The organism is Roseixanthobacter psychrophilus, from assembly GCF_043195195.1.
GTDB lineage: Bacteria > Pseudomonadota > Alphaproteobacteria > Rhizobiales > Xanthobacteraceae > NCEH01.
In genome coordinates, this window is sequence record NZ_JBAFWT010000030.1 from 45,488 (window position 1) to 67,939 (window position 22,452).

The 22,452-nt window shown below is 64.7% G+C and carries 26 protein-coding genes; 13 read left to right on the top strand and 13 right to left on the bottom strand.

The features are described from left to right. Positions 1-309 precede the first annotated feature (309 nt). Positions 310-813 carry a GNAT family N-acetyltransferase gene (locus V5F77_RS21245; RefSeq protein WP_429007345.1) on the top strand — a complete coding sequence of 168 codons (504 nt, stop codon included), beginning with the start codon at positions 310-312 and terminating at the stop codon, positions 811-813. Positions 814-920: 107 nt separating this feature from the next. On the opposite strand, the gene V5F77_RS21250 is transcribed toward V5F77_RS21245, so the two are convergent. Further along, a complete protein-coding gene (locus V5F77_RS21250) occupies positions 921-2,360 on the bottom strand; it encodes a class II 3-deoxy-7-phosphoheptulonate synthase (RefSeq protein ID WP_429007346.1) in 1,440 nt (479 codons plus the stop codon). A gap of 260 nt (positions 2,361-2,620) precedes the next feature. On the opposite strand from V5F77_RS21250, the gene V5F77_RS21255 reads away from it, so the two are divergent. Together V5F77_RS21255 and V5F77_RS21260 are read left to right on the top strand one after the other, a co-directional pair. Further along, a complete protein-coding gene (locus V5F77_RS21255; RefSeq protein WP_429007347.1) occupies positions 2,621-2,944 on the top strand; it encodes a hypothetical protein in 324 nt (107 codons plus the stop codon). Between the two features lie 143 nt (positions 2,945-3,087). Then, the gene (locus V5F77_RS21260) at positions 3,088-3,534 is read left to right on the top strand and encodes an RrF2 family transcriptional regulator (RefSeq protein WP_429007348.1); all 447 of its coding nucleotides are present in this window, start codon (positions 3,088-3,090) and stop codon (positions 3,532-3,534) included. Positions 3,535-3,543: 9 nt separating this feature from the next. Here V5F77_RS21260 and V5F77_RS21265 read toward each other — a convergent pair whose 3' ends face one another. From V5F77_RS21265 to V5F77_RS21285, 5 genes are all read right to left on the bottom strand, one after another. Beyond that, a complete protein-coding gene (locus V5F77_RS21265; RefSeq protein WP_429007349.1) occupies positions 3,544-3,927 on the bottom strand; it encodes a hypothetical protein in 384 nt (127 codons plus the stop codon). 66 nt (positions 3,928-3,993) lie between these two features. Beyond that, positions 3,994-4,308 (bottom strand): MoaD/ThiS family protein, encoded by a 315-nt coding sequence (locus tag V5F77_RS21270; RefSeq protein ID WP_429007350.1) that lies wholly within the window; start codon positions 4,306-4,308, stop codon positions 3,994-3,996. 20 nt (positions 4,309-4,328) lie between these two features. Further along, positions 4,329-5,411: a WD40/YVTN/BNR-like repeat-containing protein gene (locus tag V5F77_RS21275; protein WP_429007351.1), complete on the bottom strand. Its 1,083-nt coding sequence runs from the start codon at positions 5,409-5,411 to the stop codon at positions 4,329-4,331. A gap of 36 nt (positions 5,412-5,447) precedes the next feature. Next, positions 5,448-5,861, bottom strand: coding sequence for a VOC family protein (locus V5F77_RS21280; protein WP_429007352.1), 414 nt, complete (start codon positions 5,859-5,861; stop codon positions 5,448-5,450). A gap of 160 nt (positions 5,862-6,021) precedes the next feature. Beyond that, positions 6,022-6,813 carry a GntR family transcriptional regulator gene (locus tag V5F77_RS21285; protein WP_429007353.1) on the bottom strand — a complete coding sequence of 264 codons (792 nt, stop codon included), beginning with the start codon at positions 6,811-6,813 and terminating at the stop codon, positions 6,022-6,024. 158 nt (positions 6,814-6,971) lie between these two features. On the opposite strand from V5F77_RS21285, the gene V5F77_RS21290 reads away from it, so the two are divergent. From V5F77_RS21290 to V5F77_RS21325, 8 genes are all read left to right on the top strand, one after another. Continuing rightward, the gene (locus V5F77_RS21290) at positions 6,972-7,979 is read left to right on the top strand and encodes an ABC transporter substrate-binding protein (RefSeq protein WP_429007354.1); all 1,008 of its coding nucleotides are present in this window, start codon (positions 6,972-6,974) and stop codon (positions 7,977-7,979) included. 10 nt (positions 7,980-7,989) lie between these two features. Next, positions 7,990-8,802 (top strand): ABC transporter permease, encoded by an 813-nt coding sequence (locus tag V5F77_RS21295; protein ID WP_429007355.1) that lies wholly within the window; start codon positions 7,990-7,992, stop codon positions 8,800-8,802. A gap of 2 nt (positions 8,803-8,804) precedes the next feature. Beyond that, positions 8,805-9,599, top strand: a complete 795-nt coding sequence (locus V5F77_RS21300; RefSeq protein ID WP_429007356.1) for an ABC transporter ATP-binding protein — start codon at positions 8,805-8,807, stop codon at positions 9,597-9,599. After that, the gene (locus V5F77_RS21305; RefSeq protein ID WP_429007357.1) at positions 9,596-10,324 is read left to right on the top strand and encodes a maleate cis-trans isomerase family protein; all 729 of its coding nucleotides are present in this window, start codon (positions 9,596-9,598) and stop codon (positions 10,322-10,324) included. The genes V5F77_RS21300 and V5F77_RS21305 overlap by 4 nt, the downstream gene beginning before the upstream one ends. A 5-nt stretch (positions 10,325-10,329) precedes the next feature. Next, the gene (locus V5F77_RS21310; RefSeq protein ID WP_429007358.1) at positions 10,330-11,346 is read left to right on the top strand and encodes an NAD-dependent epimerase/dehydratase family protein; all 1,017 of its coding nucleotides are present in this window, start codon (positions 10,330-10,332) and stop codon (positions 11,344-11,346) included. Beyond that, the gene (locus V5F77_RS21315) at positions 11,330-12,121 is read left to right on the top strand and encodes an SDR family NAD(P)-dependent oxidoreductase (protein WP_429007359.1); all 792 of its coding nucleotides are present in this window, start codon (positions 11,330-11,332) and stop codon (positions 12,119-12,121) included. Before V5F77_RS21310 ends, V5F77_RS21315 begins: the two co-directional genes overlap by 17 nt. A gap of 312 nt (positions 12,122-12,433) precedes the next feature. After that, the gene (locus V5F77_RS21320) at positions 12,434-13,111 is read left to right on the top strand and encodes an FCD domain-containing protein (RefSeq protein WP_429007360.1); all 678 of its coding nucleotides are present in this window, start codon (positions 12,434-12,436) and stop codon (positions 13,109-13,111) included. Positions 13,112-13,331: 220 nt separating this feature from the next. Beyond that, a complete protein-coding gene (locus tag V5F77_RS21325; RefSeq protein WP_429007361.1) occupies positions 13,332-14,396 on the top strand; it encodes an AbrB family transcriptional regulator in 1,065 nt (354 codons plus the stop codon). Positions 14,397-14,445: 49 nt separating this feature from the next. Here the strand turns inward: V5F77_RS21325 and V5F77_RS21330 are convergent, their stop codons facing one another. The 4 genes from V5F77_RS21330 to V5F77_RS21345 form a co-directional block, all read right to left on the bottom strand. Next, positions 14,446-15,603 carry an amidase gene (locus V5F77_RS21330; RefSeq protein WP_429007362.1) on the bottom strand — a complete coding sequence of 386 codons (1,158 nt, stop codon included), beginning with the start codon at positions 15,601-15,603 and terminating at the stop codon, positions 14,446-14,448. Next, on the bottom strand, positions 15,555-15,881 hold the full coding sequence (locus tag V5F77_RS21335) for a hypothetical protein (RefSeq protein ID WP_429007363.1): 327 nt from the start codon (positions 15,879-15,881) through the stop codon (positions 15,555-15,557). The genes V5F77_RS21330 and V5F77_RS21335 overlap by 49 nt, the downstream gene beginning before the upstream one ends. A gap of 53 nt (positions 15,882-15,934) precedes the next feature. Further along, positions 15,935-16,819, bottom strand: a complete 885-nt coding sequence (locus V5F77_RS21340; protein WP_429007364.1) for an alpha/beta fold hydrolase — start codon at positions 16,817-16,819, stop codon at positions 15,935-15,937. A 215-nt stretch (positions 16,820-17,034) separates the two neighbouring features. After that, the gene (locus V5F77_RS21345) at positions 17,035-17,904 is read right to left on the bottom strand and encodes an NAD(P)H-binding protein (protein ID WP_429007365.1); all 870 of its coding nucleotides are present in this window, start codon (positions 17,902-17,904) and stop codon (positions 17,035-17,037) included. Between the two features lie 103 nt (positions 17,905-18,007). Between V5F77_RS21345 and V5F77_RS21350 the strand changes: the two genes are divergently transcribed. Further along, positions 18,008-18,526 carry a winged helix-turn-helix transcriptional regulator gene (locus V5F77_RS21350; protein ID WP_429007366.1) on the top strand — a complete coding sequence of 173 codons (519 nt, stop codon included), beginning with the start codon at positions 18,008-18,010 and terminating at the stop codon, positions 18,524-18,526. Between the two features lie 42 nt (positions 18,527-18,568). Here the strand turns inward: V5F77_RS21350 and V5F77_RS21355 are convergent, their stop codons facing one another. From V5F77_RS21355 to V5F77_RS21365, 3 genes are all read right to left on the bottom strand, one after another. Further along, a complete protein-coding gene (locus V5F77_RS21355; protein ID WP_429007367.1) occupies positions 18,569-19,492 on the bottom strand; it encodes an SRPBCC family protein in 924 nt (307 codons plus the stop codon). Then, positions 19,489-19,830, bottom strand: coding sequence for an ArsR/SmtB family transcription factor (locus tag V5F77_RS21360; protein ID WP_429007368.1), 342 nt, complete (start codon positions 19,828-19,830; stop codon positions 19,489-19,491). Before V5F77_RS21360 ends, V5F77_RS21355 begins: the two co-directional genes overlap by 4 nt. Before the next feature lie 268 nt (positions 19,831-20,098). Further along, positions 20,099-21,022, bottom strand: coding sequence for a LysR family transcriptional regulator (locus tag V5F77_RS21365; RefSeq protein ID WP_429007369.1), 924 nt, complete (start codon positions 21,020-21,022; stop codon positions 20,099-20,101). Between the two features lie 102 nt (positions 21,023-21,124). Between V5F77_RS21365 and V5F77_RS21370 the strand changes: the two genes are divergently transcribed. After that, positions 21,125-22,168 (top strand): zinc-dependent alcohol dehydrogenase family protein, encoded by a 1,044-nt coding sequence (locus tag V5F77_RS21370; protein WP_429007370.1) that lies wholly within the window; start codon positions 21,125-21,127, stop codon positions 22,166-22,168. Positions 22,169-22,452 lie beyond the last annotated feature (284 nt).

Below are 22,452 nucleotides of genomic sequence, written 5' to 3' on the forward strand. Positions count from 1 at the left end.
TCCTCCTTGAAATAGGACAAGCCGATTTTTCTTCAACGCCAAACACATTGCATGAATGCAAGCTGAGTTTGCCATCGGGTTGGCCCCGCGCGCCAAAGCAGGAACGAAGCGTGGGGCGACGCTGGACCGGGCGGTCCGACCGTGCTATCCGCCGGCCTCCTTTTGGTCAGGCCAGCATTCGATGAGGCAGATGCAGCAGCGACGACGATCCCTGGGTGCGCGCCGCGCCGGCGCGTGATCGTTGACGCCTGCCCTGCGTGACCGGCCCGCCGCCGGCACGGCCCCTCGCATCTGCCTGGTTCCATCTCCATGACCGAACTTCCCGTCACCGTTGCGTCCGAGTCCCCCGCCGATGCCGAGGCGATCGAAAAGCTGCACAGGCGCACCTTCGGGCCCGGCCGTTTCGCCCGTACCGCCTTCCGGCTGCGGGAGCAGGCGCAGCATGATCCGGCGCTGTCCTTCGTTGCCTATCTCGGCACCATGATGGTGGGATCGGTGCGCCTCACGCCCATCGCGATCGGCGACACACCGGCTCTGCTGCTGGGTCCCTTGACGGTTGAGCCGCCGTTCCAGTCGGTTGGCATCGGGGCGCGGCTCATGGATGTGTCCCTGTCGGCCGCACGGGACGCCGGACACACCTTGGTCCTGCTGGTGGGGGACGCGCCCTATTATGAGCGGTTCGGCTTCAAGCCGGTTGCGAACGGCCGCGTCAGCCTGCCCGGTCCGGTGGATCCGGGCCGCCTGCTGGTGGCGGAGCTTCAGCCCGGCGCATTCGAAGGCGTCAGCGGACCGGCGCGCGGAGCGCCGCTCTGATCTTCTGGGTCGGCAAGGTTGGCTTGGCGAGACAAACATCCACAAATGAAAACGCCCCTGGATCTCTCCAAGGGCGTCGACTTTGCAATTGGACCTGTCAGCCTCACCTATTCGGCGGCGGCGGCATCCGGGCGGGCACGGGCCTGCCGCTCCCGCTTCAGCAATTCCGCCACCAAGAAGGCCAGCTCGATCGACTGCTCCGCATTGAGGCGGGGATCGCAATAGGTGTGGTACCGATCGCGCAGATCCTCGTCCGAGATAGCCCGCGCGCCGCCGGTGCATTCGGTGACGTTCTTGCCGGTCATCTCAAGATGCACGCCGCCAGCGACAGTGCCTTCGGCTGCATGCACGTCGAAGAAGGATTTGATTTCCGACAGGATGCGGTCGAACGGGCGGGTCTTGTAGCCCGAGCCGGCCTTGATGGTGTTGCCGTGCATGGGATCGCACGACCACACCACGGTGCGGCCTTCCTTCTCCACGGCACGAATGAGGGCGGGGAGATGTTCCCCCACCTTGTCCGCACCGAAGCGACAGATCAGCGTGATGCGCCCGGCCTCGTTATCCGGCTGGAGAATATCGAGGAGGCGGATCAGCCCGTCCGGCGTCAGCGAAGGCCCGCACTTGATGCCGATCGGATTGCGGATGCCGCGGAAATACTCGACATGCGCATGGTCCGGCTGGCGCGTGCGATCACCGATCCACAGCAGGTGACCGGAAGTGGCGTACCAGTCGCCCGAGGTGGAATCCACACGGGTCAACGCCTGTTCGTAGCCCAGCAGCAGCGCCTCGTGGCTGGTGAAGATGTCCGTGGTCCGCATCTCGGGATGGGACTGGGGATCGATCCCGCAGGCGCGCATGAAGTCGAGCGCCTCGGTGATGCGGTTCGCCAGTTCCTGGTAGCGATGGGACTGCGGGCTGTCCTTCACGAACCCCAGCATCCATTGATGCGCGTTGGACAGATTGGCATAGCCGCCGGTGGCAAACGCACGCAGCAGATTCAGTGTCGCCGCCGACTGACGGTAGGCCTCAATCTGCCGACGCGGATCGGGCGCGCGCGCTTCCGCCGTGAACGCGATGTCATTGACGATGTCGCCGCGATAGCTCGGCAGATCGACCCCGTTCACACTCTCGATATCGGAGGAGCGCGGCTTGGCGAACTGGCCGGCAATGCGGCCCACTTTCACCACCGGCACACCGCCAGAGAATGCCGTGACCACGGCCATCTGCAGGAACACGCGGAAGAAGTCGCGAATATTGTCGGCCGAATGCTCGTCGAAGCTTTCGGCGCAATCGCCGCCCTGGAGAAGGAAGGCCTCTCCCTTTGCCACCTTGGCCAATTCGGCCTTCAGGCGGCGCGCCTCACCTGCAAAAACGAGCGGCGGATAAGAGGCAAGCTTACGCTCCACCTCCTTCAGGCCTTCTGCGTCCGCATAATGAGGCATCTGGACGACCGGATAAAATCGCCAGGAATCCGGACGCCAGCCTTCGGCGCGGCGAGAGGAAATCTCGGCGCCAGGGTTGCGGTCGGATGCGAGGCGGGTCGTCATGATACTCTCCATCTGGTCGTCCGGCGCCTTGTCCGCCTGTCGCGGACAAGGCCAATCCCATGATGCGATGCCGGAATGGCGGCTTATACACCACACCTCGACACAGCGTAAGAACCGCTTTGGCTGCCGGCGATGCCTTTGAATATGGGTGCTGCGTCAGCTAAAGGCAGGGCTGGCATTCCAGCCACGGAGGATTATCTTACGTAATTGTGTGCTTGAAATGAGTTGGGGCTTGCTACGGGCAGGCCGAGGAGTGGCACATGCCAAAGCTCGTGATCTTCCTTGCCAAGCATGCGGCGCTTGGTTTTGTCATGGCAGCAGCATTCGTCGGCGGCTTGGTTGCGCTTGACGTTGGGCATCTGCGCGCTTTGCTCGCGGGGAGCCATGACGCTTGGCTGCCAGCATCGATTCTGACCTTTGTGATGGGCCTCACCTTCGCCAGCGTGCAGATGGGCGTCGCCGTGATGTTGCTCGCCGAAGACGAGCCGCAGCAACCGACCCCGAGGGGCGGCAGCAAGGCGCATGTATCAGGGCTGGCGGTGCTGCAACCGGTGCCGGTTCGCATCCCCGCACGCCGTCGCTGAAAGCGACCAATATCCCACGATGGCGGCCGCCCCGCTCGGTCGCTCCGTGCCGGCTTTATGTTGTCGCCCAAAATGCGGCGCCATGAGGCGGCAAGGTTGACCCCCGCGCACGGACGACCCAAAAGGGGGCAAGGGGAGCGGGCATGCTGACGAAAAAGGGAAAATACGGGTTGAAAGCGGCGGTACACCTCGCGCGCCTTGCCCCCGGGGAATCGGTGCAGGTGGCCGATATCGCGGAGGCGAACCAGATCCCCAAGAAGTTCCTTGATGTCATTCTCGGCGAGTTGCGCAACGCCGGCATGCTGTCGAGCAAGAAGGGCCGCACCGGCGGCTATCGCCTTGCAAAATCGGCCGAAGACATCATTGTCGGCGATCTGATCCGCGCGCTCGATGGCCCTCTCGCCGCACTGCCCTGTGCCAGCCGAAACGCATATGTGCCCTGCGAAGACTGCGATCTCGCCACGTGTGAGGTGCGCCTGCTGATGGTGCGCGTCCGCGATGCCATCGGGACTATTCTCGACACCTACACGCTGGCGCAGATGCGGGACCTCTCGAACGATCAACTGGGATCGTTCGTGGATTACATCTGACTATCAGCATTAATGGCGATTCGGCCCGAGATAGCGGGACGGCGGCTGTTCCGAAAAGCGCAGAAGCTCGTATTTGGGATAAGCACGCGCCAGGGATTTGATATCCGCCGGAGCCTGCCCGTCGACCGCATAGATCAGCTTCCCGTCACTCAGGCGTTCGACGCGGACGTCATGTTTGAGAGATCGCAATAGCCCAACCATGTCGCGGGCGGCATAGGGGATGGTTCGCTCGACGTCCTGCTGCCTGAGTTGCTCGTTGAAATAGACCCAGCCTGCGGGAATTGCGATGCACAGGAACAACAAAACGACGCCCTTCGACATCCGCACGAAACGCGGGGGGCGCGCGTAAAAGTCTTCACGGATACTGAGACGGTCCTCGAAGCTGAAGCCCAACCGATCCTCCAAAAAAGGCCCTCGTACGACCGATAGGACACTATACGGGAAACAAGGTTAACGAACCTAGCCGCCACTGATGGCCGTGAGCACGAAAACGTCCTGCCCGGAGGCCAGTCGCGTCGCCAGGGTCGCCCGCCGGCCGGAAACGAAAATATTGATATGCCGCCGCACCGCAGGACGCGTGTCGCACAGGCGATCGCGCATTCCCGGCCACATGGCGTCGAGCGCGTCGACCATCTCCGCCACGGTGTTGGCCTGCAGCCACAGCCGACGTTCCGCCCCCGGAAACAATGCGACCAGATGCGCCGGAAGCCGTACCAACACTTCCGGCGCCTTGTCACCCCCGGGGCCCGCCGCGTGGGTCCGCGCGTCTTCCATGAGCCGTCTCCGCCCTTCGCCTAAGTTTCGACCACCAATGTCTCGACTGAAGTGATGAGGGGCAGATGTTCTGCGATGCAAGTCCAGCACCCCCCTTCGTCGGCGCTGCCATAGAGAGCCCCTGAATTGGTGCCGAAGTATACACCGGCTGGTTCCATGACATCCGTCGCCATCGCCTGACGGAGCACATTGAAATAGGCGCCCTTCTGCGGCAGACCCTGGATCGTCTTGTCCCAGGTCCGCCCTCCGTCACCGGTGCGCCATACCGCAGCCTTCGCATCCGGCATGAAGCGGCCGGCCGTGTCGCCATTGAGCGGGATAAGGTAGAGCACCTCGTCGTTGCGCGGATGAACCGCCGCCGGGAAGCCGAACGAAGAGGGCAAGCCCGCCTCGATGCTCTCCCAGGTACGGCCTCCATCATCGGAACGGTACATGCCGCAGTGGTTTTGCTGGTAGAGCCGCTCCGGCCGTCCCGGAGCCATCACGAGACAATGCACGCATTGGCCGAACTCCGGATAATTCTGGCCTTCCGGCAAAAAATCCGCCCGCGTGCCACGATTTCGCGGCTCCCACGTTTCTCCCCCATCCGCCGAATGAAACACGCCAGCTGCGGATATGCCTACCCAGATCTGCGCAGTGTCGCGCGGGTTCAACACCAGCGAGTGCAGGATCAATCCGGCCCCGCCGGGATGCCAGTCCGCCCGCGAGGGATGGCGCTGCAGCCCCGGCAGATGGACGAAACTTGTCCCGCCGTCGGTGCTGCGAAATAGCCCTGCCGGCTCCACGCCCACGTAGAGCGCGTCGGCGGCCGGGGCGAGGCTCCAGGCGGTCTTCACCGGCTGGTCGCCCTCCTCGTAGGCAAGGCCTTGGCTCGAATGGGTCCAGGTCGCGCCGAGATCGGTGGATTTCCATACGGCAGGACCGAACCATTCGTTGCCGCCCGCCGCATAGATCACGCCCGAACGCGGGTCGCCGATCACATGGTTGAGCGGCCATGTCTCACAATAGGGTCCGCGCACCTCCCAGCCCTCGCGGTTCGCATCGCTCTCCGCAATGAAGGCGCCCTTCTTCGTACCCACCAACACAAGGATTTTCTGCGTCATCGTCTTCTCCCCAAGCTGCTAAAATCTGGGGCTCCCTCACACCATGAGATTGACCATCCAGGCGATGCCGAACCGATCATTGACCATGCCGAAGCAGGGCGAGAAGAATGTCTTGGAGAGGGGCATCTGCACTTGGCCGCCCACGCCCAGGGCATCGAAAAAGCGATGCGCTTCTTCTTCGCTGCCGACCGCGAGGGAGAGGCAGAAGCCCTGGAAGCTGGTTGCATTCCGGCATCCACCGTCGGACGCCATGATGATGCTCTCCCCGATCTTGAAGCTCACGTGCATGATCTTGTTCTCCGAGCCGGGGGCGACCATGTCCGGCGGTGGAGCTTCAGGGGCTTCGCTGTAGCGCATCAGCAGGATCACTTCGGCGCCGAGGGCGGACTTATAGAACTCAAGCGCTTCTTCGCATTTGCCGTCGAAGGTCAGATAGGGCTGAACCAGCATCACATTCTCCCCGGGTTTCCGCGCCGCCGTGGCTGGCCGACGCGGGCGGCCGCGCCCGGCGCGATCCGTCAGGGGCAAGGACGTGCCGGCTTTGGCAATGCCGACACCTCTATGATTTTTTCTTCAATCAGCAGGACCGGGCGATGCTGCTCTCGATCCCTCAAGCCGGTTGGGCTGCCTCTTTTGCCAGCAGGTCCAACGAGGCAAGCACGGCCTTGCCGGTGCGGCGCGTGTGGTCCGCGATGGCGGTCGCGAAACGTTCCGCGTCCCTGCGGCGCAGAAGCTCCATGAAGCCTTCGTGCTCATGAAGGGATTCATCCCATCTTTGGCTGTCGTAATTGGCTTGGGCCCGAGCGCGAAAGATCTTTGCGGCGAGCGCGGTCCAGGTCGCAAGAAGCACCGGGTTTCCAGCCAGACGTGTGATCTCGGCATGGATATCCTGGTTCTGCCGGAAGTATTCGCTGCGTGCTCCGGAATGGTGATACCCGACGAGCCGCGCATGCATCGCATCCAGGGTATCGATTTCAGCGGTCGTGGCGCTGAGGCAGGCTAGGCCCGCGGCAAGATGGTCGAGTACGAGCATGACTTCGAACACCGCTGCGATGTCTTGGCGGTCAACAGGCATCACCATTGGCGTGCGGTGAGGCCTGAGCTCGATCAGGCCTTCGGAGGCCAGGACCTTGAACGCTTCGCGCATCGGCGTGCGGGAAACACCGAAGGTCTCGCACAACATGCGTTCCGGCAGCGGGCTTCCCGGGCGAAGCTCGCCCACGAGCACCATTTCGCGCAGCCGAAGCACAAGCTGGTCGTGCAGAGACGCGGTGTTGAGCGGCTGTTTGGCGTCGCTCGTGGATAGTTTCAGCCGCGCCGGCTTGAACCGGGTGCGCGCCGCCAGGCGCGGGCGCGGCTTGCTCCCGCCCCCCTTTTCAAATGGCGCACCCGACTCTGTCATTTATTTGCGCTCCGTGCCTACAAAATCGGCTTTCAAGAACATTATATGATGACTTATAACACTGTTTATAAACACAAAAATCCATATTGCATACCGAATGCTTCTAGCCTGCAGCGAAAAGGCGATCGGCTCAAATGGTCTTCCAGAGGAGCAAGGTCATGAAGAGATTTTTGTCCGGCATCGCCCTGGCGCTGGCCCTCGTCGCCGGTGCCGTATCGACGGCGGCAGCTCAGTCCGAGCCCACCATCAAGCTCGGCTTTGCCAAGTGTGCACACTGCACTCCCCTCACGCTCACCCCGGATTACGTCAAGGGGATCAAGCTGGATGTCATCGGCTTCAACACCGGTAATGATGTCCTCACGGCTCTGGTCTCCAAAAGCATCGACGTGGCGCAGGTAACCTACCTGCATTATGCCACCGCCCTCGACAAAGGCTTCGACGTCGTTGCCATTTCCGGCCAGGTGAACGGTGGGTCCGCGTGCGTCATACAGAACGACCTGCCGCTCGCCGCGGACGATTGGGCCGGCCTGAAGAAGCTGATTGCGGATTACAAGGCCCAGGGCAAGCCGTTCCGGATTTCGGCCTCGCGCGGCAATGCGCAGGACATCCATATGCGCGGCGCCTTCGCCAAGCAGGGCATCGACGTCAACAAGGATGTCCAGTTCATCAATATTCCCAACCCCTCGGACCATATCCAGGCGCTGCGCCGGAACGAGGTTGAGCTGATCTGCACCACCGAGCCGTTTGCCACCCAGATCCTGCAGGCCAAGGCCGCCAAGTTCTTCACCTATCCCTACGATCAGGCGGCTGGAAAGCTGACCAACCTCATCGTCACTCGTTCGGACGTGATCGCCGCAAACCCCAAAGCCGTGGAAGAAACGGTGCGCGCCATCGTCAAGGTCGACGACAAGATCGCCGGCGACAAGCAGCTCTGGGTCGATGTCATCAGCAAGGTGACAGGTCTCGACAAGGCGATCGCCGAAGGCGCGGTCGGCAATCTCTATCCCGATTATAAGATGTACCGTTCTTCGGCCGTCGCCATTGCGGTGATGATGCGAGACCTCAAGTATATCAACACCGACGTCACCGCGGCGGTTGAAAAGAACATGGACTACCGCTTCCTTGAGGCGGTCACTGGCAAGCCCAAGACCGAACTCGGCTATTGAGGGCGGTGGGATGCACGGCATTCTGAGACGGGTTCGGCCGGAACGGTTCATCGTTCCGGTCCTGATCCTCGCCGGGTGGGAAGCCTTTTCCCGCTCCGGCGCCCTGCCTCCGGCTTTGCTGCCGGCACCCTCGGCGGTGGCATGGGCCTGGCTCGACTGGGTCTTCGGCATCGACGGCAACACACAGAGCTATAGCGGCCGCTGGATTTTCGATGTCATGGCCAGCTTCTGGCGGGTCGCCGCCGGCTTCGGCATCGCCACCGCAATGGGCGTCATGCTGGGGGTCGCCATCGGCTGGTCCCGGCTCATCGAAGTGCTGATCGAGCCAACGCTCCAGACCCTGCGCCCGATCCCGCCGGTGTCATGGATACCGCTTGCGATCATATGGTTCGGCATTGCCGACAAGCCGGCAATTTTTCTGGTCTTCCTCGGCGCCTTTTTCCCGATCCTTCTCAATACCATCCACGGCGTGAAGACGTGCGACCGCAATCTGATCCGCGCCGGCGCCATGGTCGGTGGCGGTCAGCATCAATTGCTGCGGTTCATCGTGGTGCCGGCCGCCCTGCCCTCCATCTTCGCTGGCCTGCGCATCGGCGTCGGCTCGGCCTGGATGCTGACAGTGACCGCCGAGATGGTCGCGGTGAAGAGCGGAGTCGGTTACGTCCTTTGGGATTCCTATTATTTCCTCCGCTACGACATCGTCATCGCCGCCATGGCGTCGATCGGCCTGCTCGGCTTTCTCAGTGATCTCATGATCCAGGCGGTAGCGCGGCACATGTTGCGGTGGCAGCAAGGCACGACCCTCCAGGGCGTGGAGGGATAACCATGGCCACCATTGAAATCTCCCGCGTCTCCAAGGTGTTCAAGGATACCAAGCGCAAGGCCGACGTCACCGCGCTCTCCGACGTCAGCTTCTCGGTCAATCGCAACGAACTTCTCTGCCTGCTGGGACCCAGCGGCTGCGGCAAGTCCACGCTGCTGAACATGATCGCCGGCTTCGATAAGCCGACGACGGGGACTGTGAAGGTGGACGGCCAGATTATCGCCGCGCCCGGGGCCGACCGCGGCGTGGTGTTCCAGCAGCCGAACCTCATGCCCTGGCTTCCGGTGTGGGAAAACGTGGCGTTCCACCTCAAGCTGCGCGGTGCTCAAAAGGCCCAGCGGCGCCACGAGGCGCAGCGCTATATCGACCTCGTGGGGCTGACCGGTTTCGAGAACCATTTTCCCGCCGAGCTTTCCGGAGGCATGAACCAGCGTGTCGGCATCGCCCGCGCGCTGCTCATGAACCCGGCCGTGATCCTGATGGACGAGCCGTTCGGCGCGCTGGACGAGCAGACCCGCATGGACATGCAGAACGAGCTGATTTCGATCTGGGAGCGTCACAAGGGTACCATTGTCTTCGTCACCCACGGCATCGACGAGGCGCTCACGCTCGGCACCCATGTTGCCGTCATGTCGGCACGCCCCGGTCGTATCGCCGAGATCATCCCGCTCGATCTACCGCGCCCGCGCGACATCACCAGCCCGCGCTTCAACGATGTGAAGCGCCATATCCTCGACCTCCTGCGGCATGAGCCGGCGGCCGCCTCCCTCCCCCTCGAAGCTGCGGACCCATCATGAGTCAACGCGTTCTCCTCGGCATGCTCACCCCTTCGTCTAACACGGTGTTGGAGCCGGTGACCCAGGCCATGGTGGCCGGACTGCCCGAGGTATCAGCCCATTTCGGGCGTTTCAAAGTGACCGAGATTGCGTTGTCGGACAGTGCCCTTGCCCAGTTCGACGATAACGAGATCCTGCGCGCCGCGGAGCTTCTCGCGCATGCCAAAGTGGAGGTGATCGCCTGGAACGGCACATCCTCCGGCTGGCTCGGCTTCGAGGCGGACGAGCGGTTGTGCGAGCGCATCACCGCCGCGACCGGCATCAAGTCCACAACGTCAATGCTGGCGTTGAACGAAATCCTGAAGCGCAAAGAGGTCCGCGACATCGGGTTCGTGACCCCCTATCTGGACGAGGTACAGAGCCGGATTCTGAGCAATTACGCAGCCTTGGGCCATGCCTGCAAAGGCGAGCGGCATCTCGGCCTGCAGGATAATTTCTCGTTCTCCGACGTCTCCAGCGATCAGATCTCGACCATGATCCGCGAAGTCGCGACGCAGGGGCCTCAGGCCATCGCGGTGGTCTGCACGAACCTGCGCGCCGCCCCGCTGGTGGAAGGATTGGAACGCGAACTCGGCATTCCGATCTACGACACCATCGCCACCGTGGTCTGGAAGAGCCTGCGCATGGCCGGCGTCGATACCAGCCGGGTGACAGGATGGGGCTCGCTGTTCCGCGAACTGGCTTGAGCTGAATGGCCATCTTCGTCACCGGCAGTTCGGGTTTCATCGGGCTGGCGGTCTGCGAAGCCTTGCTGGCGCGAGGCGAACGCGTGGTGGGGTATGACCTCGCCTCGCCGCCGCCAATGGCCGGCGCGCTTTTCGCGCGCTTGCCGGGCCGGTTCGAATGGATCGCAGGCGACGTCAGGAGCGAGGACGGTCTGCATAATGCCCTGAGCGCAAGCGGCGCGGACCGCTTGCTGATCCTCGCCGCCGTGACGGCAGACGCCGACCGGGAGCGCAGCGCGCCCCGCACCATCATCGACGTGAATGTGGGGGGCGTCGCTTCGGTGTTGGCCGCGGCGGCAGCGTGCGGCGTCAAACGCAGCGTCTACCTCGGGTCGGGCTCGGCCTACGGAGCCAGCGGGCGGGCCGATACACCGCTGAACGAAGGGACGACGCCGCTTCAGCCCGAGGGTCTTTACGGCATCAGCAAGCAGGCGGGGGAAGCGGTCGCGCTGCGCCTGGGGACGCTTTACGGGCTCGATCTCGTGGTCGGGCGCCTAGGCACCTGTTTCGGCCCTTGGGAATATGCCACTTCGGCGCGGGACACGCCGAGTGCGCCGTTGCAGGTGTTGCAACTGGCGGCCCAGGAGCAAACAATCGTCCTGCCCCGTCCTCACGTTCGTGATTGGCTCTATGGCCGCGATGCGGCAGCCGCCATCCTGAGCCTGCTCGACGCGCCGCGCCTGCCGCACCCTGTCTATAATCTCTCCGCCGGCTTTCTCTGGTCGCTAGCCGATTTCTGCCGCGCGCTGGCCCAGCGCAATCCCGCCCTGAAATGGCGTTTTGCCGAGCCGCCGGACGGCGGAAACGTCAACCTTTACATGCCTTACGACCGCGCGCCCATGGCCAACGCCCGGTTGCGCGCCGAAACCGGATTTGCGCCAAAATACGACCTGCCCGCCGCCCTCGATGATTATCTAGCATGGTGGGCGACGGACGGCGGCCAATGGCTCAGAAGCGAGACCGCGGATGACTTTTCCCGTTGAAACACAGCGCCTTGCAGGGCGCGTCTGCATCGTCACCGGCGGGGCTTCCGGCATCGGCCGGGCCATTGCCCGCCTGTTCGCCCGCCACGGAGCGCATGTGGTGATCGCCGACGTCACGCAGGATGTGATCGAGGGCGGCGCACCCACAGCCGAGCTGATCGCGCAGGACGGCGGCAGTGCCCTGTTTCATCGTACCGATGTCTCGAAGGCCGATGAGGTGGAGGCGCTGGTGGGCGCCGCAGTCACCCGCTTCGGCCGGCTCGACGTGATCGTCAACGACGCCTGTATCCGCCATCCGCGCCGCCTGACGGAGCTGGAGGAAGACGATTGGAACCGCATGCTGGCGGTCAATCTCACCGGGGTTTTCCTGTGCTGCCGGGCTGCCGTGCGGCAGATGCTGACGCAGGAGCTTCGGGACGAAGTGCGGGGGAGGATCGTCAATCTGTCCTCCCAGCATGGCATGATCGCGGCGCCCGAAGACCTCGCTTATGGGGTCACCAAGGCCGGCATTGCCTATCTCACCCGGCAGGTGGCCGCCGATTATGCCGAGGACGGGATCGTCTGCAATGCGGTTGCGCCGGGAAAAATCGTTACAGGCCAAGGCGGTAGGTTGCAGGACCCGCAGGTTCTGGACCGGGCTCGCCGCCGCACGCCTTGGCCGCGGTTCGGGGCGCCGGACGATGTTGCTCATGCGGCGCTCTATCTCGCCAGCGACGACGCGAGATTCGTCACGGGAATCAATCTGATGGTGGATGGCGGCTGGATGGCCGCGTGATCGAGATCGGGTCAAATGTTTCATGTGAAACATCGGATCCGCCAAGAAGAACCCCCGAGAACAATGGCGTCATCTGCCTTGTTCAACGATGAATCCGCGTGTTCCGCCGAACTTCAACATGCGACGTTCGGCGCCGCCCGACATGCCGCGTTCCGGGCCAACCGGAGGCGACGTCCGATGGACTTGTCCCGCTCCTGCCGATACGACAGAATTGTCGACTGTCATCAGCGTGCACAGCTTGAGCCGCAGCCGGCGGGGCGATGCCCGCCACTTTTCTTCTCCACGCCTTTTCTTCTGGGGAGCCGTCGTCACATGGCCGAAGCCGAGGATGCCCTTTCGGCCATCGCGCAGCGCCGCACCCAGTCGCTCACGGACATCGTGCGCAAGGAACTGGAGCGGATGATCCTCAGCGGTGAAATCGGGGCCGGCGAACGCATCAACGAACAGGCCCTGGCGACCCAGCTCGGTGTCAGCCGGGGGCCGATCCGGGAGGCCACGCGGGCGCTGGAACATGCCGGGCTGGTCACCTCGGTGGTCAATCACGGCAGCTTCGTGCGCGCCATCGAGGCCGAGGAGGCGGCGGAAATCTACGACCTGCGGGCGGTGCTGTTCGGCTTTGCCTGCAGCCGCCTCGCCGCGCACATCTCGGCCGAACAGGAAGCCGTTCTGGAAGACCTGCTGGCGCAGATGGACACGGCGGCCAAGAAGAACAAGGGAACGTTGTACTATCAGCTCAACCTGCGCTTCCACGAGCAGGTGATGAACTTCTGCGGCCATCGCCGGCTGAAGGAGACCTACCAGTCCTTGCTGAAGGAAATGCATCTGGTGCGGCAGCGATCCCTGATGTCTCAGGCGCGGATGCGCGAATCCAATGCCGAGCATGCGGCCCTGCTGGTCGCGATGGCTGCCGGAGACGTGGGCCGCGCGCGCGAACTGGGAGAAGCCCACGCCCAGGGCGGCAAGCGGCGCTCCCTGGAGGCGGGGCTCTAAGGGAGATCGACGCTGCCCCATCGGACCCTCTCGAAGACCGTCCTGGACAGGCGCACACGGGGAAGACGCACCAGCCATACTGTAAACTGTTGACAGTTTTAGGGCCTGAGGCCTAAGCAACGTGCGAGGGCGCCGGTCGGGACGAGACGTCGGACACATCCGCGTCGAGGATTTGGGCGCCGAGGATTCGGGCGCCGATTTGCGCGTCGAGGGCATGAGCATGGACAGGCGCCAGCGCTGGATCCGGGTGGCTGCGACGTTTGCTGCCGCATCGCTGGGCGGCGCGGCCATGGCGGCGCTGGGCGCGCCCCTCGCCTGGCTGCTGGGCGCTTTGCTGGTGGTCGCCGCCCTGGGCCTGTTCGGCGCGCCCACGGAGGTTCCCACGTGGTCCCGGCAGGGCGGGCAAGTGATCGCGGGGGTCGCCGTCGGCCTCTATTTCACGCCTACCCTGATGCACCACCTGCTGGCCAATTTCGGCTACATGCTGGCCGCCGCGGGCGTCTCGATCCTCGCAGGAGCGCTGCTCTCCCTGGTGCTGGCGCGCTCGGCAAAGATCGATAACACCACCGCCTATTTCGCCTCGCTTCCAGGCGGGGTGGCCGAGATGTCCGTCCTGGCGGAGCGCTATGGGGGCGATACCGCGCTGGTGGCGCTGTCCCAGTCGCTCCGCATCGTGGTGGTGGTGCTCACCATCCCGGTTTCCATCGCGCTGTTCGGCATCCACGGCGCGGAAAGCTATTTGCCGCCGTCGCTGCCGTTCAAGCCCCTGGAAATGGTCGGCATGCTGCTCACCGGCCTCGGCTGCGCCTACGGGCTCGGCCGCATCCACATGGTGAACAACTGGCTGCTCGGGGGATTGCTGGTGGGCGCGGCGGTCGCGCTGCTGGAACTTCCGCTGTCCGGCATCCCGACGCCCATGGTGGATGTCAGCCAGGTGCTGATCGGCGCCGCCCTTGGCGCCCGGTTCCGGCGCCATATGGTGCAGCGGCTGCGCAATTTCATTCCTGCGGCGGTCACCAACACCTTGCTGCTGATCGCCTTCAACGTCGCCATCGCGGCGGTGATCGGCTGGCACGCCGGCCTTGATCTCGCCACCATGGTGCTCGCCAACGCGCCGGGCGGCGTCGCGGAAACCAGCATCACCGCCAAGACCCTGCATCTCGGCGTGGCGGAGGTGACCGCGTTCCACCTGGTGCGAATCCTGTGCGTGATCCTGCTGAGTGCCCCGGCCTATCGGCTCGGGCGCTTCGCCGCTCTGCAATGGCGCGGCGGCTCCGGCGGTTGAGCGGGGTCGCAGTCCCCTCCCCGCCCCCGCAGCGGCGCGCGCGGGCGCATCATCCGCACGCCTCGTCCAGCCAGCGCGCCACCGCCGTCAGCCGATAATCGGTGTCCACGAGCCCCATCACCTGCAGCCCCACCGGCATCCGGTCCACGGACAGCAACGGCAGGCTGAAGGCCGGCCCGCCCACCATGGACCAGGGGCTGAGAAAGCTGCGGCTGCCGGTGGAGAGATGGGAATTCGGCCGGTCCGCCGTGCTGCCGCCCGTCTCTACGCCGTCGAACGGCGCCGGGCCGGACGAGGCCAAAGTGATGAACCCGTCCACCTGCTGGCCCACCGATGCCACCTGCGCGCGGATGCGGTCGCGTTTCACGAGCGCCTGGCGATAATCGGCCGGGGTCATGGCAAGGCCGCGATCCAGGCGGGCCTTCGCGGTTGCGCTGACGGAGTCCGGCCCGTTCGCATCGAGATAGGCCACCAGCGGCCAGCGCAATTCATAGACGAAGATCTGCTCGGAGACGTCGTCCGCCTCCAGCAGCAGGTCTTCCAAAATCGCGATCTTGTCATCGCATTCGCGGTCCAGGATGCCGACGCCCTGCCCGGCGATGCGATGGCACATCTGCGCCATGGCCTCCCGCGTCGCGTCGTCGAGCTGCGCCATGCCGAGGGTTTCCAGGCGCGCGAGGCGCAGCGGTTTGAGCGCGCGCGGCACGGCCGGCGCGCCCGATAGGCCGGGATGGCCGTTATGGCCGCCGATGCGGCTGGAAATCTCCCAGGCCGTGGCCCAGGCATCGGCGAGGCTGGCGGCCATCGGCCCGATATGGTCCTGGCTCGGGGCGATGGGATGCATCCCCGCCACGTTCAGCGCCCCATAGGTCGGCTTGAAGCCGTAATTGGCGTTGAACGAGGACGGGCGGATCAGCGAGCCGCCGGTCTGGTTGCCGAGGGTGATCGGCACCATGGCCGCGCCCACGGCCGCGCCGCAGCCGCTGGAGGAGCCGCCCGCCGTGCGCCGCGCGTCGAACGGATTGCGGGTGGGCGGCGCCTTGCCCATGGCGAACTCGGGCACATGGGTCTTGCCCAGCAGCACCGCACCCGCCTGCCGCAGCGCATAGGTGCTGGCGGCATCGAACCGCACCGGCGTCTCGTCGAACACCGCGCTGTTCATTTTCGAGGGCATGCCGCGCACCGCGATGGTGTCCTTGATGCCCATGGGACAGCCGTCGAGCGGAGAGAGCGGGCGGTTGTCCGCACATAGCGCCGCGTCGCCGCGTCGGCGGCCACCCGGGCAGATGCCGCATCCAGGAAGCAGAACGCGCGCACCACGGGGTCCAGCCGCTCGATCCGCTCCAGGCTCTCCTCAAGGAATTGGCGCGGGGTGGAGCGGCCCGCCAGGAACGCCGCCCGCGCCTGCGCGAACGACGCGAGCGGAACGTCGGGATCATACCCGCCGAGCGCTGCGCCGGCATTCTCCACCGCGATCTTCGCCATGTCTCATCCTCCCCGGTGGGTCTCGCCGCGCCTTCGATCAGATCGATCCGGGCTCAGTCCTTCATGCCGGTGATGGAGGCGCTCACCGCGCGGGGGTCGCGCACCGGCCAGCGGCCGCGATCCACCTTGGTGAGGAAGTCGCCGAGCAGGCGGTTGTACTCGTCCGGGTCTTCCAGATTGATGGTGTGCCCGCAGGTGGGCATGACCGCCAGGGAGGCTGCGGGAATATGCTGCTTCATCAGCAGGCCGGGCAGCAGGCACGGCCAATCCTCGTCGCCGGTGAGGATCAGCGTGGGCACGGCCAATTGCTTCATCTCCTCCACTAAGGTGTAGAGCGAAGGCCGCTCGCGCTGCACGCCGAGCTGGGTGTTGGCGGCGCCGAGCGCCGAATGCTCGGCCAGCATGCGCTTGAACTCGGCGAACCCGCGCGGGTCCTTATTCTCGAACTGCACGCGCGTCGGCCCATAGGCGTATTTCTCGGCGAAGGCGGGCATTCCCGACGTGCTGATGAAGGCGGCGATGGTATCGGCCTCGGCCTGGAACCGGTCGCGCTGGTCCAGTTCCGCCCCATAGCCGCATCCCCCGACGCACAAGGAAAGCGCGCGCTGCGGGTGACGGAAGCCGAAATGCAGGGTCGCGAAGCCGCCCATGGACAGGCCGACCACATGGGCCTGCGTTTCCCCGGTCGCGGCGAGCACGGCGGCGATATCGTCGGCCGCCCGCGCCTGGGAATAGGACGCCACGTTCTGCGGTACCTCGGAGGGGGGAAAGCCCCGCGCGGCAAAGGCGACGCAGCGATAGCGCTGGCCGAAATGGCGCATCTGCGGTTCCCAGCTCCTGATGTCGCCGGCAAATTCATGCACGAAGATCACCAGCCGGCCGGTGCCGGTCTCCTCGTAATAGAGGCGCACTCCATCGTCGGTGGTCGCGTAGGGCATGGTCCGTTTCCCCATTGGATCTGCGCCTCGGCGCGACGTGCGGGACGGCGGAAGGTGCGTCCACGGCGTCGCGGATCAGATGCTCCGATAGGGCAGTCTTCGAAGCATCCGGTCGGCTCCCATCTGTATACTGTTTACAATTCCCGGCGGCAAGAATGGCCGGGACCCGGCAAGGCGCGCCCGATGCGCCTGTGCCGGGAATTGACGTGATGTGCTCAGGACTTGAGCGCGTCCGCGATAACGGACGCGAACGGCGTGGTGGGCCGGCCGATCAACTTTGAGAGCACGTGGGATTGGTCGAACAAGGCGTCCCCGGCTGCGGCGGCATCGGCATCGGCGAGCAGCGCGGCGAGGTTTTCTGGTAGCCCCGCGCTCACGAGCACGGCACGATATTGCGCCTCGGGCATGTCCACGTAAGGGATCTCCCGCCCGGCCTGCCGCGAGAGCTCGGCCGCGAACTGCGCCAGCGTATAGGCATCGTCGCCGGCCAGTTCGTGCACGACCCGGTCGGCGGTGTCGTCGATCAGGGCCAGCGCGGCGGCCTCGGCATAATCCGCCCGCGCGGCACCGGAAATGCGGCCTGCGCCCGCGCTGCCGAGAAAGGCGCCGTGCTGTAAAGCGGACGGGATCGAGGCTGAGTAATTCTCCGTGTACCAGCCGTTGCGCAGCAGCGTTACGGCAAGGCCGCTTGCGACAAGCAGGGCCTCGGTCTGCCGGTGCTCCTCGGCGAGTCCGAGGGTGGACGTGTCCGCATGCAGCACGCTGGTATAGGCGATCCGCGCCACCCGCGCCCGCTTGGCGGCTTCGATGGCCTTGCGATGCTGGGCCACCCGCGCGCCGATGGCGTTGGAGGAAATTAGCAGCACGCGCTCGGCGCCCGAGAACGCGGCATCGAGCGCCTCAGGGCGATCATAATCCCCTTGGCGCACCTCGACGCCTTCGGGAAAGAGTGCGGCGGAGCGGGCGGGATCGCGCACCATCGCGGCGACGGACGCAGCGCCGACCCGCGTGGCGAGGTCCGCGACCACCAGCCGGCCGAGCTGGCCGCTCGCGCCGGTAACGACATATTTGGGATGGGCGTTCATCGGAGTCTCCAGTCTCATTCATTGACCCTGGTCTCAGATAGAGACTAAAGATGGACCCCGTAAGACGGCACTTTTCCGTCACCTGGTTACGCCGGAGGAACCCATGACCCGCCCAAAGTCCCTGCGTGCCCCGCGCCCCGGCGATGCGTTCGGCGCGCAACCGGTGGCGGGCGCAGCCGAGGCGGTTGGGGCCAAGGAGGCGCTCAGGGCAACGCAGGCGCTTGGGGCCAAGTTCGAAACCTGGGTGGCCGGGGGCCTCGATGAAACCCGCTGCCCCATGCGCAACCTGCTCGACCGGATCGGCGAGCGCTGGTCCATGCTGCTGGTCTGCGCCCTCGCAGGCGGTCCGCGCCGGTTCAGCGCGCTCGGGCGGCTGGTGCCCGACATTTCCAAGCGCATGCTGACCCAGACCTTGCGGACGCTGGAGACCGACGGCCTCGTTCACCGCGACGTCCAGCCCACCGTGCCGCCGCGCGTGACCTATTCGCTGACCCCTTTGGGCGAAAGCTTTGCCGGGCCGCTTTCGGTGCTGGTGGAGTGGGCGGAAGCCAATTTCCCGGCCGTGCTGGCGGCGCGTGCGCGCATGTCGGCACACGCGCAGGACCGGACGCCGCCGGAATAGCGCCCGACATTTCCCTGAAATCGGCTGCCAAGCCGGAGCAATTCATCGGGATCCGACGAAGCGATCCAGTTTGCCCAGCGTTTGCAGGCCCAGTTCGATGGCGCCGAATCCCTTCGCCTCCTGAAACTCGGCTTCCGTGCTGAACACCATGCCGAGCGTCACCTTCGTCGCTCCGTCCTGATCCTCCAACGTGGCCCAGGCGTCGGCGTGCTTCGGTCCGTTCTCGCCCCAGAGCAGCGTATAGCCGATCCGCTCCTCGGGCCGGATCTCGGTGTAGCGATGGTGGTTGGGAAACACCGTGCCATCAGGCGCGATCATGTCGAACAGCCATTCGCCATCGGTTCGCAGGTCGATCCTCTTCGTGCGGCAGGAAAACCCGTCCGGTCCCCACCATTGCGGCAGCGTCTCGGGGTTTACCCACGCGTTCCAGACAACGGTTCGCGGCGCCCGTATCACGCGCTGCAGCACCATGGTCCGCCTGGCCACTCCGGCGAGATTGTCGAGCCCGGCGCCGAGGCCCTGTCGGTATCCGGCCTCCGTATCTTCGGCCAGCGAGGAAAGCTGCACCGTCACGACCAGCCGGCTGCGCGCGTCCGTGCCGGAGAAATCGGCCGTCACCAGCGCCGCCGATTGCGTCACCCCCTCGGCCGAGACCACTTCGTAATTCACGCTGCGCAGCGCCGGCTGCACCTCGAGCCAGCCACACTCGCAGCGAATATCCGGCTGGCCCTCGACCTTGCAGAGCGAGACTTCGCGTCCGCCCACCCGGGTGTCGGCCTCCAGAAACTCCACGACGACCGAAGGGGTGGGCGCAGCCCAGACCGCTCGCGCGGCCGGAGCCGTCCAAGCCTGCCACAGCACCGACAACGGCGCGGCCACGTCCCGCTCGAACGTCAGCGTCGCAAACCGGCTCTGCGCGTGATCGCGCGCCGCAGGCGTCCGGTCCGGATTTAAGTTCGATGTCATTTGGTGCGCTCCTTCATCGCCTTCATCGCAAATGCCTCGAGCCTGTCGAGGCGGGCTTCCCATCTGGCGCGCTGGTCATCGAGCCATGTCCGCATCGGTTCCAGCGCCTCGGGTACGATGGCGCAGGTGCGGACCCGCCCATCCTTGGAGGTGGCGATCAGCCCCGCCTCCTCAAGCACCGAAATGTGCCGCATCACCGTGGGCAGGCGCAGGCCAGTGGGGCCCGACAGCTCCGTGACCCGCGTCGGCCCTTCCGCCAGCCGGGTCAGGATCGATCGACGGGTCGGATCGGCCAGGGCATGGAAGAGCAGAGAGAGCTCGGGATGATGCTTAGTCATATTGCTAACTATCACCCCGTACGCGGGCCGCGCAAGAGAAACTTCGTCACTTAGCTAAGTGTTGTCGAGGCGGCGGTCGTAGCCAATGGCCATCTCGCCTGAGGGCACGAGAGCCACGCCGCGCACGCTGAGCGCCGCGTAACGCGCTATCCCATTCACAATTCAGGAAAGAGCCGGCCAATCTATGCGGCAAACGGCGGCTGATGGCGGGCTGCGAGCGACGAAGATGAGCACTATGTGGTCGCTATAGCCCTCAATGCCGCCTTTCTCACGAGTCGATCAGGTGGGTAGGCTTGAACGCCTCTATGAGCGCATCCACCACCACGCGCACCTTGGGAGCCAAATCGCGCGAACGCGGCCAGAGCGCGGTTATCGGAACATCCTCCGTGGGGGTCGGAATCGGAACAACTTCAAGCCGCCCGGAGCGGATGTCGTCCGCCGCCAGCCAGGTCGAGAGATAGGCGAGGCCCAGCCCGTTCACGGCTGCATCTCGCAGGGCTTCGCCATGGCTGATCGTATGGCGCGGTTGGATGACGAAGGGCCTGACCGTTCCGCCCGGGCCGCAAACCGCCCATGGCAGCGGGCGGCCATCTTTGGCGAAGGCGAGGCAGTCGTGACCGCCGAGTTCCTCTACCGAAGCCGGACGCCCGTGGCGGTCCAGATAGGCTGGCGCGGCGCAGATGATTGAGCGTTGCGTACCAATGCGCCGCCCGATCAGGCTCGCATGATCTCCGGGATCGCCAAGCCGGACCACAAGATCGATGCCTTCCTCGACGAGATCGACCCGGCGGTCCGTGAATGAGATATCGAGATCGAGATCGGGGTTCCTGTCCGCGACCTTCGTTAGCACGGGCATGACGCACAACCGGCCGAATGAGATCGGCAGGTTGATCCGCAAGGTTCCCGATACGACGCGTGTTCGCGAGGCCAACAGCGTCTCCGCTGCGTTCAGTTCTTCCAGAACCTTGAGGCAGCTCTGGTAATAGGCCTGCCCTTCAGCCGTCAGGTTCAGACTGCGCGTGGTGCGGTCCAGCAGCCGGATGCCAAGACGCTCTTCGAGGCGAGCGACGCTCTTGCCGGTCGCGGATTTCGACACGCCCATGCGTGCAGCTGCTGCCGTGAAGCTGCCTGTTTCCACCGCATGGACGAAGGCGGAAATGCCTTGAAGGTGGGAATGAATGTTCAGGCTCATCAATTGGAGACCAAATGGAGGAAGTGTTCGCAAAATACGTCACAACGAAATCCATATGATTGTCAATAAGATCCCTCGCTTAAGCAGGTGAAAGGATCGACCATGAGCGAGACAATGAGACGGTGGCAGTTGCCGTCATTCGGGCTGAAGAACCTGGAATTGGCCGAGGCGCCAGTGCCGACGCCGGCCAGCAATGAGCTGCTGATCCGGGTTGCGGCGACCTCCCTCAACTATCGTGACAAGCTGGTGGTCGAAGGTGAGTTACTGCCCGATACGCCAACCATGCCGTTCGTTCCGGTATCGGACATGGCGGGCGAGGTCGTGGCGATCGGCGCAGATGTGTCACGATTCAAGGTCGGCGACCGGGTGCTCGGAAACTTCTGGACGCAATGGATCGATGGTGAGCCGCCACGGGAGATGGCCCGGCACGGCCTGTCGCTTGGTGGGCCGCTTCCCGGTGCGCTGGCCGAATATGTGACGCTACACGAGAACATCGCCGTCAGGGCGCCCGCATCGCTGACGGACGAGGAAGCCTCCACTCTGCCGGTTGCGGCGCTGACGGCATGGTCCGCCCTGATCGAGACAGGTCATCTGAAAGCGGGCCAAACCGTTCTGGTGCAGGGCACCGGCGGCGTCGCCCTGTTCGGGCTCCAGTTTGCACAGGCTTTCGGAGCCCGCGTGATCGTCACCTCGCGGAGCGCGGAAAAGCTTGAACGCGCGAAGGCGCTCGGCGCCTTCGGCGTGATCGACACGCGTACCAACCCGGACTGGTCCGCTGCAGCGCTGGACCTGACCGACGGGCGCGGCGTCGATCATGTGCTCGAACTGATCGGCGGCGACAATATCAGCCAGTCGGCAGCGGCGCTGGCGAGCGGCGGGCGTATCGCCCAGATCGGCTTCATGAAGGGATCGGAGATCGTGCTGTCGGCGGTTCCCATGATGCTCAAAAGGGCGATCATCCAGGGCATCTCCGTCGGGCATCGACGAGCGCTCGAGGACATGAACCGCGCCATCGACGAATACGGCATCAAGCCGGTGATCGACAGGATCTACGCCTTTGAGGATGTGCGTGCGGCCTTCGATCATCTCGAACGCGGACCGTTCGGCAAGGTCGTGGTTCGACTCAAGAGTGAAATTGGAAGCTAATTCTCAATTCCGCCTTGCCGTGGCGTGCGGTCATCGGCGGCGTTTGCGTAGCTAGGCGCAGGATATCGCGCCATAGCGCGCAATCGGCGGGGTGGCGGGCCGCGAGCGACCAAGAAGAGAACTGAGTGTGCGCTATAGCTCTCAGACGCCCATTGCCTGAGCAGCGCTGAGAGATCGATCGGACACGTTTTGGGGTGATAGGGAGGGAAACCTCTCGGCACGCGGCGAAAGAGGTGCTTCAACTCCACCGCTTCGTGACCGGATGGGATCCGGCCACGAAGTGC

Coding starts and splice junctions, on each gene's coding strand:
- V5F77_RS21245 (WP_429007345.1), top strand. CDS start 310: ATGACCGAACTTCCCGTCACCGTTGCGTCCGAGTCCCCCGCCGATGCC.
- V5F77_RS21250 (WP_429007346.1), bottom strand. CDS start 2,360: ATGACGACCCGCCTCGCATCCGACCGCAACCCTGGCGCCGAGATTTCC.
- V5F77_RS21255 (WP_429007347.1), top strand. CDS start 2,621: ATGCCAAAGCTCGTGATCTTCCTTGCCAAGCATGCGGCGCTTGGTTTT.
- V5F77_RS21260 (WP_429007348.1), top strand. CDS start 3,088: ATGCTGACGAAAAAGGGAAAATACGGGTTGAAAGCGGCGGTACACCTC.
- V5F77_RS21270 (WP_429007350.1), bottom strand. CDS start 4,308: ATGGAAGACGCGCGGACCCACGCGGCGGGCCCCGGGGGTGACAAGGCG.
- V5F77_RS21275 (WP_429007351.1), bottom strand. CDS start 5,411: ATGACGCAGAAAATCCTTGTGTTGGTGGGTACGAAGAAGGGCGCCTTC.
- V5F77_RS21280 (WP_429007352.1), bottom strand. CDS start 5,861: ATGCTGGTTCAGCCCTATCTGACCTTCGACGGCAAATGCGAAGAAGCG.
- V5F77_RS21285 (WP_429007353.1), bottom strand. CDS start 6,813: ATGACAGAGTCGGGTGCGCCATTTGAAAAGGGGGGCGGGAGCAAGCCG.
- V5F77_RS21290 (WP_429007354.1), top strand. CDS start 6,972: ATGAAGAGATTTTTGTCCGGCATCGCCCTGGCGCTGGCCCTCGTCGCC.
- V5F77_RS21295 (WP_429007355.1), top strand. CDS start 7,990: ATGCACGGCATTCTGAGACGGGTTCGGCCGGAACGGTTCATCGTTCCG.
- V5F77_RS21300 (WP_429007356.1), top strand. CDS start 8,805: ATGGCCACCATTGAAATCTCCCGCGTCTCCAAGGTGTTCAAGGATACC.
- V5F77_RS21305 (WP_429007357.1), top strand. CDS start 9,596: ATGAGTCAACGCGTTCTCCTCGGCATGCTCACCCCTTCGTCTAACACG.
- V5F77_RS21310 (WP_429007358.1), top strand. CDS start 10,330: ATGGCCATCTTCGTCACCGGCAGTTCGGGTTTCATCGGGCTGGCGGTC.
- V5F77_RS21315 (WP_429007359.1), top strand. CDS start 11,330: ATGACTTTTCCCGTTGAAACACAGCGCCTTGCAGGGCGCGTCTGCATC.
- V5F77_RS21320 (WP_429007360.1), top strand. CDS start 12,434: ATGGCCGAAGCCGAGGATGCCCTTTCGGCCATCGCGCAGCGCCGCACC.
- V5F77_RS21325 (WP_429007361.1), top strand. CDS start 13,332: ATGGACAGGCGCCAGCGCTGGATCCGGGTGGCTGCGACGTTTGCTGCC.
- V5F77_RS21330 (WP_429007362.1), bottom strand. CDS start 15,603: ATGGGCATCAAGGACACCATCGCGGTGCGCGGCATGCCCTCGAAAATG.
- V5F77_RS21335 (WP_429007363.1), bottom strand. CDS start 15,881: ATGGCGAAGATCGCGGTGGAGAATGCCGGCGCAGCGCTCGGCGGGTAT.
- V5F77_RS21340 (WP_429007364.1), bottom strand. CDS start 16,819: ATGCCCTACGCGACCACCGACGATGGAGTGCGCCTCTATTACGAGGAG.
- V5F77_RS21345 (WP_429007365.1), bottom strand. CDS start 17,904: ATGAACGCCCATCCCAAATATGTCGTTACCGGCGCGAGCGGCCAGCTC.
- V5F77_RS21350 (WP_429007366.1), top strand. CDS start 18,008: ATGACCCGCCCAAAGTCCCTGCGTGCCCCGCGCCCCGGCGATGCGTTC.
- V5F77_RS21355 (WP_429007367.1), bottom strand. CDS start 19,492: ATGACATCGAACTTAAATCCGGACCGGACGCCTGCGGCGCGCGATCAC.
- V5F77_RS21360 (WP_429007368.1), bottom strand. CDS start 19,830: ATGACTAAGCATCATCCCGAGCTCTCTCTGCTCTTCCATGCCCTGGCC.
- V5F77_RS21365 (WP_429007369.1), bottom strand. CDS start 21,022: ATGAGCCTGAACATTCATTCCCACCTTCAAGGCATTTCCGCCTTCGTC.
- V5F77_RS21370 (WP_429007370.1), top strand. CDS start 21,125: ATGAGCGAGACAATGAGACGGTGGCAGTTGCCGTCATTCGGGCTGAAG.